Below are 13813 nucleotides of genomic sequence, written 5' to 3'. Positions count from 1 at the left end.
GCTATGTATTCCCCGATTGAGCCGTACGACCAGGGCATGCTCGACGTGGGCGACGGTAATCAGATCTACTGGGAGGTCAGCGGCGACCCGGCGGGCAAGCCCGCGGTGATCGTGCACGGTGGCCCGGGTGGCGCGGCGTCGGCGAACTGGCGGCGGTATCACGATCCCGAGGCGTACCGGATCGTGCTGTTCCACCAGCGGGGGTGCGGTCGCAGCACGCCGGACGCCGGGCTGCTGGACACGGACCTGTCGGTCAACACCACCCGGCACCTCATCGCCGACATGGAGCTGCTGCGCGAGCGGCTCGGCATCGACAGGTGGCAGGTGCTCGGGGTCTCGTGGGGCTCGACGTTGGGCCTGGCGTACGCGCAGGAGTACCGGCAGCGCGTGAGTGAGCTGATCCTGTTCGCGGTCACGGCGGGACGCCGCAAGGAGATCGAGTGGATCACCCGTGACGTCGGGCGGATCTTCCCGCAAGAATGGGAACGTTTCCGCGACGCCGTGCCCGAGCGGGACCGTGACGGCAGCCTGCCCGCGGCCTACGCCAGGCTCCTGGCCGATCCGCGCACCCGCGAGCAGGCGGCCCGCGACTGGTGCGACTGGGAGGACGCCCACGTGAGCCTCGACCCCCGGCATCGGCCGAGCCCGCTGTTCGAGGATCCCGTGCGCCGTATGACGTTCGCGCGGCTGGTCACGCATTACTGGGCCAATGACTGTTTCCTGGCCGAACGGGGTGACCTGGTGGAGGGGGCTCGCCTGCTCGAGGGTGTGCCGGGGGTGCTGGTGCACGGCAGGCTCGATGTGAGCGGGCCGCTGGAGACCGCTTGGGAGCTGCACAGGAACTGGCCGGGCAGCGAGCTGGTCGTGGTCGATGAGGGGCATGGCGGGGCCGGGATGGCGGCGGAGGTGATCGCTGCTACCGAACGGTTCCGCTGAGCCGTACGGGGAGCCGTGGTTCCGCGCCCGATCCTCGGCCTGGCCCGGAGGGCGGGCCTCGTCCCGGCATGGCCCGGAAGGCGGGCGGGGCGCTCAGATCTGGTCGAGGAGTGGGGCGTAGTAGCCGCCGTCGTCCTCGGCGAAGGCCGTGAGCATGGCGGTGGCGGTGGCGCGGTCGGTCTCGTCGGGGTCGTCGGAGGACAGCTCGTGCTCCAGCACCCACATCTCAAGCATGATCGAGTAGCCGATGAGCACGTCGGGGCCGCCCGCCGCGTCCAGCTCCGCGGCGGCGACGCGGCGGACCACGGGCTGCAGCGGGGTGCGTTCGCCGGGGTCGCCGGGGCCGAAGGCGATCTTGATGAGTTCGTTGAGGTCGATCGCGATGGGGGCGACGACGGCGAACTCGAAGTCGAGCAGCGCGACCACGCGGCCGTCGTGCCACAGGGTGTTGGGCGTGCAGAAGTCGCCGTGGTTGAGCGCCTCGGGCGCGGCGGGCAGCGCGGCCCAGAAGCGGTCGAGCGCCCGGCCGAGCCCCTTGGCCTGGGCCGGGGTGAGCCCACCGGCCGAGACGAGCCGGTCGAGTGCGGCCGTGGCCGCCGCCGGGCTCTCGGGGAAGAACGGCGATCTGGGGCGGGCGAACGGTGCCGCGGCGGCGACGTCGACGCGATGGACGTGGCGGACGCGTTCCCACATCTGCTCGATCGCCCGGGAGCGGGCCGCGTGGTCGAGCGACGGCCAGACCTCCTCCAGGCTCTGCCCGGCGACCCGCCGGGACAGCACCCACTCATGGCCGCGCAGGACACCCGCGTCGATCACGGGGGGATGGCCGACCTCGGCGGGCAGCAGCCGCACCAGGCGTTCCTCGCGGAGCAGGTCGGCGGCTCCTGGCCTGGTCGCCACGCGGACGACGAACTCGCCGGTCAGCCACGTGGCGTTGGTCCAGCCCCGGCCGCGCTCGGCGCCGCCGGGATCGGCCCCGTGCTCGCGCAGGACCTCCTCGGCCACGCGCCGCGGATCTGAGGTGCCGGTGTCGTCATGGGTCACGGCGGCACGTTACCAGCGGCGCGGGCCGCCCATCGAACCGTTATTCGAGCCGGAGGCGTGCCCGTCCCCGTCGGCCGGCTCGGCGCATGCGTCCCGCGAGGGTGGTGGCGTCCATAGTGGACGTCATGACGCTGCCGCCCGTCCCCAAGCTGGACGTTCACCGGGCCCTGCGCGAGTTGCCCGTGCCCCTCGCCTACGACGGGCCCTGCGCCGGAGGGGAGGTGGGCGCCGCCTACGTACGCTGGCCGGACGGCCACCGGTCCGTGCTGACCCGCGGTCCCGACGTGCGCGCCCTGCTGTCGGCGGCCAGGGCGGCGGGCGTCCCCGCGCCGGAGTACGAGCTGGTACACCCCCCGCTGGTCGTTCAGCAGGCGCTGCCCGGCGTGGCCCCGCACGCGCCCACGGCGGAGATCGTCGCGGGCATGGTCGAGATCAACCGGCGTTGCCGCGGCATCCTCGCCGGGCGCCAGGACCTGGAGCCGGTGCGGCTGCACCTGCGTACGGACGGCCCAGGCTTCTGCCTGCACGGATCGCTGCGCGCGTACGACAGCCGGACCCGCCGCCTCCTCGACCAGGTCGAGGAGATCGGCCGCGCGTTCCCCGACACGCTGGAGGGCGACGACCTGGTCCACTACGACTTCCACGCGGGCAACGTCCTGGTGGACGCGGCCGGGACCGTCACGGGCGTGATCGACTGGGACGGCGCCGCGCGCGGCGACGCGGACCTCGATCTCGTCACGCTCCGCTTCGACCTGGCCCGTCGGGCCCCCGGGCTGCGCGCGGGCGCGCCCGGCGCCGTGACCCCGGCCTGCTGGGCGCACATGAGCCTGCGCCTGGTCGACTGGGCCATCCGCCACCACGCCGACTCCGACGTCACCGCCTGGCTGGAGACGGCTCAGCGGCTCAGACCCCGCTGACGAGCAGCGCGGGAGGTCGCGTCAGGCGAGCCGTACCCCCGCGGGACGGGTGATGGACGTGATGAGGCTCTGCACGAAGCGCATGATCAGCGCTTCCAGGAGCATGAAGGCGGCCTTGGCCACCATGGAGGCCAGAAATTCAGACAACTCTCTACCTACCCGGTCAGAACAGCACTTACAGGCATGTTTCTGTCCAAAAGTGTATATATGGTATCAAGTAGTCTATCGATTTGGTGAACAGACGATGACTGTTCACTGCTCAGTCCGTGCTCAGTCCGTGCTCAGTACCTGCTCAGTCTGTGCTCAGTCCGTGTCCGGCCGCTCCAGGATCGCGGTCACCTTCGTCGCCGCAGCCGCGCAGCCCAGCCCGATCCCCCACGCGAACGGCCCGACCGGGCGGCAGCCGAAGAGCTGGCTGAGGCCGGGCACCGAGACGATCAACCCGAGCACGCCCAGCGACGACACCACGGCCGCCACCACCATCCGGTCCCGCCGGCCCATCGCCAAGGTCTGCAGAAGCTGCGCCGACACCAGCCCGATCAGCCCCACCGTATCGGCCCGGCCGCGGGTGCCGGTCACCCGGGCCAGCAGCCACGCCACGCCCGCCGCCGCCCCCGTGGCGACGGCCCGCCGGTAGATGTCGCGGGTCAGGGCGGCGCCCAGCGACGCCTCCGGCCCCTCCGCCAGCAGGCGCTCCGGGCTGGAGGCGCTCGGCGGCCGGATGGCCACCGCCATCGCGGGCAGCATGTCGGTGAGCAGGTTGACCAGCAGGAGCTGGCGGGCGTTCAGCGCGCTGCGGCCGGTCAGGAAGCTGGACCCGAGCGTGAACGCGATCTCCCCGATGTTGCCGCCCAGCAGGATGCCCAGGGCATCGCGTACGGAGGCCCACATGCCCCGGCCCTCCACGATCGCATCGATGATCGTCTCGATGCGGTCGTCGGCCATCACGATGTCGGCCGCGGCCCTGGCGGCGGGGGCGGCGTTCGTGCCGAGGGCGATGCCCACATCGGCGAGCCGGATCGCGGGCACGTCGTTGGCGCCGTCGCCGGTGACGGCCACGACCTTGCCGGCCTTGCGCAGGCAGGTGACGATCCGCGCCTTGTGCTCGGGCGTCACCCGGGCGAAGACCGCCACCTTCGGCAGCGCCTCGGTCAGGGCTTCGTCGTCGAGCCCCTCGAGCTCGGGGCCGGTCATCACGCGCAGGCCGTTCAGCGCGCCGATCTCCGCCCCGATGGCCTCCGCCGTGCTGGGATGGTCGCCGGTGACCATGACGACCCGTACGCCGGCCCCCACGAGCTGCTTCACGCTGCGCTTGGCCGTCGGGCGCACCGGGTCGGCCAGCCCGAGGAACCCACGGAAACACAGGCTCTCGATGCGGGACTCGTCGAGGTCGGCCCGGCTGGAGGCGGGCCGCTCGGCGACGGCGAGCACCCGGTAGCCCCGCAGGGCCAGGCGCTCCACCTCCTGCTCCAGCTCCTGCCTGGTGCGCTCGTCCAGCGGGACGCTGCCCCCGTCCACGGCGATGGAGGTCGAGCGGGTGAGCACGATCTCGGGAGCGCCCTTGACGCTCAGCATCTGCCCCGACTCCGACCGGCCGAGTACGGCGTGGTAGCCGCGGGCCGGCTCGAACGGCAGTTCGTCCACCCGCTGCCAGCTCTCCAGCCCGTCGCTGGGGGTGAGGCCGAGCCGCTCGGCGCCGTTCACGATCGCGCGGTCGGTGGGGTGCGGAACGGTGTGCCCGCGCCCGAACCTGGGCCCCGCGCGCAGCGCGGCCCCGACGATCGCCCTCAGCTCGGGCGTGGCCTCCTCCACGGCCTGCTCGGTACGGCCGTCCGAGACCAGGCGCAGGCTGATGTGCCCCTCGGTGAGCGTGCCGGTCTTGTCGAAGCAGAGCACGTCCACCCGGCCCAGGGCCTCGATCGTGGACGGGTTGCGTACGAGCGTGTTGTGCACGGACAACCGCTTGGCCGAGGCCAGCTCCGCCACGGTGGCGACGAACGGCAGCCCTTCCGGGACCGAGGCCACGATCATGCTGACCGCCGGGGCCAGCGCCTGCGACATCGGCGAGCCGCGCACCAGCTCGACGGCCATCAGCAGCGCCCCGGAGCCCAGCGCGGCCGGCAGGATCCGGCGGCTCAGCGAGCGCAGGCGCAGCTCCACCCCGCTCTGCGGCGGGCCCTCCTGGGCCAGCCTGGCCGTCCTGCCCGTCTCGGTCGCCTCACCCGTCGCCACGATCACGGCCAGGGCGTGCCCCACCGCGACAGTCGTGCCCTGATAGACCATCGAGGCGCGGTCCGCGACGGCCGAAGCCGCCGTCGGCGCGGCCGTCTTGGCGACGAGCTGGGACTCGCCGGTGAGGGTCGACTCATCGACCTCCAGCCCGGCCGCCTGGATCAGGCGCCCGTCGGCCGGTACGGCGTCCCCGGCCTTCAGCTCGATCACGTCCCCGGGCACCAGGGCGTCGGCGTCGCCCTCCACGACGCCGGTGGGGCGGCGCAGCCGTACCGGGACGGCGGTGGTCTCGGTGAGACGGTGCAGCGCCAGGGCCGCGCCCCGGCGCTGCGCGCCGCCGAGCAGCCCGCCCACGGCGGTCACCGTGCTGATCAGCGCCGCGTCGAGCACCGAGCCGAACGCGGCCGACAGGCCCGCCCCCGCGGCCAGCACCGGCGTCAGCGGGTTGACCAGGTCCTCCAGGGACGCCCTGATCAGCGACACCGGCTCGGCGGCGGCCTGCCGGGCGGTTCTGCGGAGTGCGGCCTCCGGCTCGGTCAGCCCGTTGGGGGACGTACGCAGCCGGTCAAGGACGTCGCGGACCGCCATGGCGTGCCAGGGCGTGTGGTCGGCGGGCACCGGAGGAGCCTCGCGGCCCACGTTCCAGCCCGCCCACTCCCCGGAGGCGAGGGCGGCCAGCGCCGTGCAGTCGCGGGCCAGGTTCGCGCGGGCGACCGCGGCCGTGGCGGGGCCGAGCAGCGCCAGCCCGGCTCCGGCGACAGAACCGGCGGCGGCCACGTACACGCCGCGCGTGCTCGCCGTCCTGGCCGAGGCCAGGAAGCGCAGGAGCAGGTGCACGGCGTCGAGTTCGCCGATCACGTCGGCGTCCCAGGGGACCCGCCCCCCTGCGGCGCGTACACCGCCGCCGAGCACGCCGATGCCCAGGTCGGCCTGACGCAGCCCGCGCCGCCCGCGCCGCGACACCACGGCCACGCCGTGCCCCTCCGCCTGAAGGGCCCGCACCGACGCGGCCAGCCTGGCCCCGCCCTCGACCGTACGCTCCACGCCCAGCCGTTCGGCCAGGCCGGGCTCCCCGCCGGCCAGGATCACCGTGCACGCCTCCTTGGGCGCCGCGACCAGGGCCTGGGCGAGGGGGTGCGGCTCGCGGGCCAGCCCGGCCAGGGCGACCGGCGTGCCGTCCCGCGACACCTCGACCGCGCGCAGCCCCAGCCCGCGCCACGGCCCGGGCACGCTGGGATGCGGTCGCACACTCCATCCGTCGCGTTCCCGCCTGGCCGCCGGGTCGGTGAGGTCGAGCAGCGTGTACAGGCGGGCGTGCAGGTCGTCCCTGTCCACCTCGGGGGTGAGCGGGTGCACGGCGTCGATCGTCCAGTCCCCCGTGGCGAGCACGGCGGCGTCCACGACGACGGTGTCGATGCGGTCCATGCGCAGCAGGGCCTCACGGCGCAGCACCATCGTGCCGCCCTCGGCCAGGCGGCGGGCGGCGGAGCTGGTGTAGGCCTCCCTGCCGAGGTTCGCCGCCTTGGGGATGGCGGTGATCAGCATGGACAGGCCCCGATGGTGGTTGCGGCTGATGAGCGTGGTCACGCCCTGCGCGGCCACGCCCGTCGTGGCGGCCGCGTCGCCGTAGCGTTCCACGGGCCCGCGCGCCAGCGGGACCGGCCGCGCCGCCACCGCCGTACCGGCGTGCCGGTACGCCCCGTCCTCCGCGGCGAACTCCTCCTCACGCCGCCGCCACGCCCTGCGCCCGGCGCGCGCCTCGACGTAACGTCCGGCAGCGGCCACCGAGTCGATCATCAGGCCCGCGGGCCGCAGGGCCAGCGTCTGCGAGGCGACCCGCCCGGTCGCGACCACCGCGTCCCCGAGGGACTTGCCGAGCCGACGCTCCAGCTCCACCCGGATGCGCGGGGTGTGCTCGACCAGCGCCATGACGCCGGGCACCAGGGCGGGCAGCCTCGGCAGGCGGGCGAGCCGGCCGGTCGTCGCCAGCCCGGTGCCGGCGATCTGCAGGCCCAGGCAGACGGCGGCTCTGGCCTGCTGCTCCACGCCGTCGAACACGCGGGCCTGGCCGGGCCGCCGTTTGCCGGCCTCGTCCTGCTCGTCGTACTCCTCGACGATGGTCACGAGCTTGTCGAGGTCGGCGGTCTCGTCGCAGGCCACGTACACGCAGCCGAGCGTGCCGTTCACCTCCGCGCGTACCACGCCGACCGCGAGCAGCCGGTCCTCCAACGTACGGGCGGGCCCCTCCGTCCGGGGCCCGCCGATGTAGCGCAGCTCGATGCGATAGCCGCCCGGGCACGGCGTGACCCGGCGGGAGCGCGGGAGGACGCCCCTCACCGGCTCGGGGAGCATGTCGAACAAGACGTCGGCGGAGAGCAGGCCGAACAACGCCATGGGTCCTCCCGTCTAAGGCGGCGTCGCTGATCACCTGCTCGGCGAGGTGCTCTTGCGTCTGCTGGTGCCTGTGGTGGTCGTGGTCTTCCTCGGGCTCGTGGCCGTGACGGCCCTCCGCCGGGCGGTACCCGAGGTCTTCGCGGTCGTGGTCTTCCTCGGGCTCGTGGCCGTGACGGCCCTCCGCCGGGCGGTACCCGAGGTCTTCGCGGTCGTGGTGGTCCTGCGGCGGCCGGTGCTCGAAGTCGCGGCGGCCGTGGTGGTCCTGCGGCGGGCGGTGGCCGAGGTGGTGGCTGTCTTGCGCCGCCCGTTGCCTGAGGTCGTGGTCGTCTTGCGACCGCCTGAGGCGGTGGTGGCGGCCTTGCGGGCGCCCGCGGTCGTGGCCGTCCTACGGGTGCCCGAGGTGGCGGCGGTCTTGCGGGTGCCCGACGTAGTAGCGGCCTTGCGGGTGCCCGAGGTGGCAGTGGTCCTGCGGGTGCCCGACGTGGCGGTCGCCGTGCGGGTGCCCGAAGTGGCGGCCTTGCGGGTGCCCGACGTAGTAGCGGCCTTGCGGGTGCCCGACGTGGTGCCTGGCGTGGTGGCGGCCTTGCGGGTGCCCGCGGTCGTGGTGGTCTTGCGGCGGGTGGTGGCGCGCGCGGTCGTGGCGGTCCTGCCTCGGCCGGTGGTGCCCGAGGTCGCCGCTGTCCGGCGCCGCGTGGCGGTGGTGGCCGGCTTCTCCGAGTCGCCGGTCTCCACCGACGCCGGAGTCTGGCGCCGTCCACCGGGCCAGGACGGCGGCTCCTGCCGCCGCCGCTGCGCGATGACCATTCCCGCCCCGATGGCGGCGGCGACGGGCCACTCGACGAGCCCGAGCGCCGCCAGCGCGCCGAGCGCGCCGTAGTAGGCGATGCGTTCGGGCGGCGGGACGAACGTCCGGGCGACATCGACGTAGTGGCCGATCTCCTGCCTGCTGATGTGCGGCATCTCGACGTGCGGCAGCTCAACTTGCGGCAGCCGGACCTCGGGCCGGCGGACCTCGATGCTGAGCATCGGCAGGTCAAGCGTGAACCGCTTGGGCACCTTGCCGTTGGATGCGGTGGCTCGGCGCCCTCGCGGCTGGGTGGCGGCCATGATCCCTCCTCCTTGATGAGGAAAACCTCATATCCCCCTTTCCGTAACCGCTCGGCTTAATTCCGGACAGCACAGATTTGGGCAACTTTGCACGCCTTATACCGGCTCGGCGAGTCGGGCCGGTACCGGCTTGCGTACCTGGAGGGTCAGGTGGCGCCGGGCCGATCGCGACTACGCCTTGGGCTCCTGGGAGATCCGCACCATGTTCCCCGAAGGGTCACGGAACGCGCAGTCACGCGGCCCCCACGGCTGGTCGATGGGCTCCTGCAGCACCTCGGCGCCGGACACCCGCACCCTCTCGAAGGTCGCGTCGAGGTCGTCGGTACGGAAGACGATCATCGGCAGGACGCCCTTGGTGAGCAGTTCCTGCAGGGCGTCGCCGTCGGACCGGGACCGGCCGGCGTGCGGATCGGAGAGCACGATCTCGAGGCCCGGCTGGGTCGAGCTGCCCAGCGTGACCCAGCGGTGGTCACCGGACGCCACGTCGTTGCGCACCTCGAGGCCGAGCGCGTCACGGTAGAAGCCGAGCGATTCGTCCACGTCGTTGACGGTGACGTGGCAGTACTGGAGTGCGATGGTCATGCCGCCAACGCTAGGCGGCGGCCTCGCGGCGCGCTTCTCCGATCCTGCTCGACGCGTCTCTCGTCGGACGGGTGTGCGCCTTCGCCACGCAGGCCGGCATCGCCGTCACGGCGACGTGCTCCCTGGCGCGATAGGCGCTCGGGGTCTCCCCCACCAACTCGGTGAACCGCGAGCTGAACGAGCCCAGCGACGTACAGCCGACCGCCATGCACGCGTCAGTCACGCTCGCGCCCGCCCGCAACAGCGCCATCGCCCGCTCGATGCGGCGGGTCATGAGATAGCTGTACGGCGTCTCCCCGTAGGCCGCACGGAACTGCCGCGAGAAGTGCGACGGCGACATCAGCGCGTGCCGGGCCATCGTCGGCACGTCGAGCGGACGCGCGTATTCGCGGTCGATCAGGTCCCGCGCCCGCCGCAGGTGCGCGAGGTTGGCGAGGTCTTGCGGGCTCATGGCGGCAGGCTACCACCGCGAGCCGACAAAGGCCGCTGACCTGTATAAACGCGATCTTCGCTACGGCGGGACAGACGCCCGGACTCGTCAGGAATCGAGAAGCGCCCGTCTCCCGGCCCTGCCTAGCGTGACAACCCGGGCCTCACCCCCAACCGCCGCGAGGCCCCCGACGCCCAAGGAGACGACCATGCCCCTCGCCCTCGACGTGATCACCCTCGGCGTGCCGGAGGTCCCGGCCGCGCACGCGTTCTACACCTCCGCGCTCTCCCCCACCACCGGCGGCCACGGCCAGGACGCGAACCTCGACCTCCACGGAACCGCACGGATCGCCCTGCACGCCACCGGCACGCTCGCCGCCGACGCGGGCACGGGCCCCGAGACCTCCGGCTTCCGCGGCTACGTCCTGTCCTACGTGGTCAGCCAGCCCAGCGAGGTCGAATCCCTCCTGCACGCCGCCGTCCGCGGCGGGGCGAAGGTGCTCAAGCCCGCGAAGAGATCCCTGTTCGCCGGATTCTCGGCCGTCTACCAGGCACCCGACGGCGCCGTCTGGAAGCTGGCCGCGCCCACCAGGAAGGACACCGGTCCCGCCGGCGAGCCCCCGGTGCCGACCGAGACCGGCGCCCTCCTCGGCGTGGCCGAGCCGACGGCGTCCAAGACCTTCTACGCGGCCCTGGGCATGACGGTCGACAGGGACTACGGCAACAAGTACGTCGACTTCCACCTGACCCCTGGATGCTCCCGGCTGGGCCTGCTGCCCCGCGCCACCCTCGCCAAGGACGCCGGCATCGGCGGGGACGGCGCCGGCTTCCGCGCGGTCGTCCTCCACCACCGAGCCGGGTCGCGCGCGGAGGTCGACGCCATCCTCGCCGCCGCGCACTCCGCCGGGGGCCGCATCGCGGTCGCGGCCGGGGAGGGCGCGCGGGGCGGCTACTCCGGGCACTTCGCCGACCCCGACGGCCACCTGTGGCGGGTGAGCGCCGCGTGACGGCGGCGAGCACCGCGCCCGGCGCCTTTACATTGTAGATCAACAGGTCGAGCAGGATTCGAGAAGCGCAGGTCACGGGGCCGCCACTAGCGTGGCACCACCTCGCCGACGACGGCGGGCGTGCCGGACCGCGATCGGGCTCCCCCAGCCGTCGTCACACCCGGCGATCCCGTCAGACCCACGAACACTCAAGGAGCGACCATGACCGCCACCCAGGGAATCAAGACCGTGCTGCACCCCGTCTCCGACCTCGCGAAGTCCAAGGCCGTGTACGCCGCCCTGCTAGGCATCGAGCCGCAGGCCGACGGCTCCTACTACGTCGGGTTCGACGCCGAGGGCCAGCACATCGGGCTGGTGCCCGGCGGCGGGCCGCAGGGCATGACCTCGCCGGTGGCCTACTGGCACGTGGCCGACATCGAGGCGAAGCTGGCCGAGGTGACCGCGGCCGGCGCCACCGTGAAGGAGCCCGCGCACGACGTCGGCGGCGGCCGCCTGGTGGCCACGATCACCGACCCCGACGGCAACGTCCTCGGGCTGCTCCAGGACCGGTGAGCCCGGGGCCAGGGCCGCAGCAACGGAGCGCGGGACGTACTCTGCTCGAAGCCGGGCGGCACGGGTCGGACGGCACGGGCGGCCACACCGAGGGTGGCCGCGGACCGCGCGGCCCAGCCCGGCAGACTGCGCCCGGCTCCCACCCGACACACTCCGCCCAGCGGATTCCGCCCAACAGATGGAGAGATGATGAGCACGGCCTCGAGGACGGACACGCAACAGCCCGCGCCGCACGTCGCCGACAACCACGATCGGATCCGCGTGCACGGCGCGCGCGTGAACAACCTCAAGGACGTCAGCGTCGAGCTGCCGAAGCGCCGGTTGACGGTGTTCACCGGAGTCTCGGGCTCGGGCAAGAGCTCGCTGGTGTTCGGCACGATCGCCGCGGAGTCGCAGCGGATGATCAACGAGACCTACAGCGCCTTCGTGCAGGGTTTCATGCCGACGCTGGCGCGGCCCGAGGTCGACGTGCTCGAAGGGCTGACGACCGCGATCATCGTCGACCAGCAGCGGATGGGCGCCGACCCCCGTTCGACCGTCGGCACCGCCACCGACGCCAACGCGATGCTGCGCATCCTCTTCAGCCGGATCGGGCAGCCCCATCTCGGCTCGCCCAACGCGTTCTCCTTCAACGTCCCCTCGGTCCGGGCGAGCGGCGCGATGACGGTCGAACGCGGCGGCGGCAGCAAGACCACGAAACAGACCTTCACCCGCCTCGGCGGCATGTGCCCGCGCTGCGAGGGCCGGGGCGCGGTCTCCGACATCGACCTGACCCAGCTCTACGACGACACCAAGTCGATCGCCGAGGGCGCGTTCACCATCCCGGGCTGGAAGTCGGACAGTTGGTGGACGGTGCGGACCTACGCGGAGTCGGGTTTCCTCGACCCGGACAAGCCGATCCGCGAGTTCACCGAGCAGGAGATGCGGGACTTCCTCTACCGCGAGCCGACCAAGGTCAAGGTCGAGGGCGTGAACCTCACGTACGAGGGGCTGATCCCCAAGATCCAGAAGTCGTTCCTGTCGAAGGACAAGGAGGCGATGCAGCCGCACATCCGCGCGTTCGTGGACCGGGCGGTCACCTTCACCGCCTGTCCCGACTGCGGCGGCACCCGGCTCAGCGAGGCGGCCCGCTCGTCGAAGGTCGGCGGGCTCAACATCGCCGACGCGTGCGCCATGCAGATCAGCGACCTGGCCGACTGGGTGCGCGAGCTCGACGAGCCGTCGATGGCGCCGCTGCTGGCCACGCTGCTGCGCACGCTCGACTCGTTCGTGGAGATCGGGCTGGGCTACCTCTCACTCGAACGGCCGTCCGGCACGCTGTCGGGGGGCGAGGCGCAGCGCGTCAAGATGATCCGCCACCTCGGCTCCTCGCTCACCGACACCACCTACGTCTTCGACGAGCCCACCACCGGCCTGCACCCCCACGACATCCAGCGGATGAACGAGCTGCTGCTCCGCCTGCGCGACAAGGGCAACACCGTGCTCGTCGTGGAGCACAAGCCGGACGTGATCGCCATCGCCGACCACGTCGTCGACCTCGGCCCCGGCGCGGGCACGGCGGGCGGCGAGGTCTGCTTCGAGGGCACCGTCGCGGGGCTGCGGTCGGCCGGCACGCTCACCGGCCGCCACCTCGACGACCGGGCCGCCGTCAAGAAGACGGTGCGCACCCCCACCGGCACCCTCGAGATCCGCGGCGCGACCAGGCACAACCTGCGTGACGTCGACGTCGACATCCCGCTCGGCGTGCTGGTCGTCGTCACCGGTGTGGCCGGTTCAGGCAAGAGCTCGCTCATCCACGGCTCGATCCCGTCCCGGGCCGGGGTGGTGGCGATCGACCAGGGCGCCATCCGCGGCTCGCGGCGCAGCAACCCGGCGACCTACACAGGGCTGCTCGACCCGATCCGCAAGGCGTTCGCGAAGGCCAACGGCGTCAAGCCGGCGCTGTTCAGCGCCAACTCCGAGGGCGCCTGCCCTGCCTGCAACGGCGCCGGAGTCCTGTACACCGACCTGGCCATGATGGCGGGCGTCGCCACCCCGTGCGAGGAGTGCGACGGCAAGCGGTTCCAGGCCGCCGTGCTGGAGCACCACCTCGGCGGCCGTGACATCAGCGAGGTGCTCGCGATGCCGGTGGCCGAGGCCAGGGAGTTCTTCGGCGCGGGCCCGGCGCGTACGCCCGCCGCGCACGCCATCCTCGAACGGCTCGCCGACGTCGGGCTCGGCTACCTCAGCCTCGGCCAGCCGCTCACCACGCTGTCCGGCGGCGAGCGGCAGCGGCTCAAGCTGGCCACCCACATGGCCGAGCAGGGCGGCGTCTACGTCCTCGACGAGCCGACCACCGGCCTGCACCTCGCCGACGTCGAACACCTGCTCGCCCTGCTCGACCGGCTCATCGACACCGGCAAGTCGGTCATCGTCATCGAGCACCACCAGGCCGTCATGGCGCACGCCGACTGGATCATCGACCTGGGGCCCGGCGCCGGTCACGACGGCGGCCGGGTCGTCTTCGAAGGCACCCCCGCCGACCTGGTCGCCGCCCGCTCCACCCTCACCGGCCGGCATCTCGCGGACTACGTCGGCGCCTGAACCGCGCCCCTGCCCACCATTCTCGTGACA

Annotated in this window: 11 protein-coding genes; 5 read left to right on the top strand and 6 right to left on the bottom strand. The window is 73.0% G+C overall.

Going from position 1 to position 13813, the window contains the following annotated elements; all coding sequences use genetic code 11:
- The first annotated feature begins 3 nt into the window (after positions 1 to 3).
- A complete protein-coding gene (pip, locus tag ABD844_RS35120; RefSeq protein ID WP_344887563.1) occupies positions 4 to 936 on the top strand; it encodes a prolyl aminopeptidase in 933 nt (310 codons plus the stop codon).
- A gap of 93 nt (positions 937 to 1029) precedes the next feature.
- On the opposite strand, the gene ABD844_RS35115 is transcribed toward pip, so the two are convergent.
- A complete protein-coding gene (locus tag ABD844_RS35115; protein WP_344887560.1) occupies positions 1030 to 1980 on the bottom strand; it encodes a phosphotransferase family protein in 951 nt (316 codons plus the stop codon).
- A 125-nt stretch (positions 1981 to 2105) separates the two neighbouring features.
- On the opposite strand from ABD844_RS35115, the gene ABD844_RS35110 reads away from it, so the two are divergent.
- Positions 2106 to 2897 carry a phosphotransferase gene (locus tag ABD844_RS35110; protein WP_344887557.1) on the top strand — a complete coding sequence of 264 codons (792 nt, stop codon included), beginning with the start codon at positions 2106 to 2108 and terminating at the stop codon, positions 2895 to 2897.
- A 21-nt stretch (positions 2898 to 2918) separates the two neighbouring features.
- On the opposite strand, the gene ABD844_RS35105 is transcribed toward ABD844_RS35110, so the two are convergent.
- From ABD844_RS35105 to ABD844_RS35085, 5 genes are all read right to left on the bottom strand, one after another.
- Complete coding sequence (locus tag ABD844_RS35105) at positions 2919 to 3044, bottom strand: hypothetical protein (protein WP_344887554.1); 126 nt, start codon at positions 3042 to 3044, stop codon at positions 2919 to 2921.
- Between the two features lie 156 nt (positions 3045 to 3200).
- Positions 3201 to 7523 carry an HAD-IC family P-type ATPase gene (locus tag ABD844_RS35100; RefSeq protein WP_344887552.1) on the bottom strand — a complete coding sequence of 1441 codons (4323 nt, stop codon included), beginning with the start codon at positions 7521 to 7523 and terminating at the stop codon, positions 3201 to 3203.
- Positions 7524 to 7553: 30 nt separating this feature from the next.
- Positions 7554 to 8630, bottom strand: coding sequence for a hypothetical protein (locus ABD844_RS35095; RefSeq protein WP_344887550.1), 1077 nt, complete (start codon positions 8628 to 8630; stop codon positions 7554 to 7556).
- A 171-nt stretch (positions 8631 to 8801) separates the two neighbouring features.
- A complete protein-coding gene (locus tag ABD844_RS35090; protein WP_344887547.1) occupies positions 8802 to 9212 on the bottom strand; it encodes a VOC family protein in 411 nt (136 codons plus the stop codon).
- Positions 9213 to 9222: 10 nt separating this feature from the next.
- Entirely contained in the window at positions 9223 to 9663 is a 441-nt protein-coding gene (locus ABD844_RS35085; RefSeq protein ID WP_344887544.1) for a helix-turn-helix transcriptional regulator, read from the bottom strand.
- A gap of 187 nt (positions 9664 to 9850) precedes the next feature.
- On the opposite strand from ABD844_RS35085, the gene ABD844_RS35080 reads away from it, so the two are divergent.
- From ABD844_RS35080 to ABD844_RS35070, 3 genes are all read left to right on the top strand, one after another.
- Positions 9851 to 10648 (top strand): VOC family protein, encoded by a 798-nt coding sequence (locus tag ABD844_RS35080; protein ID WP_344887541.1) that lies wholly within the window; start codon positions 9851 to 9853, stop codon positions 10646 to 10648.
- Between the two features lie 201 nt (positions 10649 to 10849).
- Positions 10850 to 11200, top strand: a complete 351-nt coding sequence (locus ABD844_RS35075) for a VOC family protein (protein WP_344887538.1) — start codon at positions 10850 to 10852, stop codon at positions 11198 to 11200.
- Positions 11201 to 11389: 189 nt separating this feature from the next.
- Entirely contained in the window at positions 11390 to 13783 is a 2394-nt protein-coding gene (locus ABD844_RS35070) for an ATP-binding cassette domain-containing protein (RefSeq protein ID WP_344887535.1), read from the top strand.
- Positions 13784 to 13813: the final 30 nt, after the last annotated feature.

Origin of the sequence: Nonomuraea antimicrobica, from assembly GCF_039536965.1 — a bacterium.
Taxonomy (GTDB): Bacteria; Actinomycetota; Actinomycetes; order Streptosporangiales; family Streptosporangiaceae; genus Nonomuraea; species Nonomuraea antimicrobica.
This window is presented reverse-complemented; position numbering and strand designations above follow the sequence as displayed.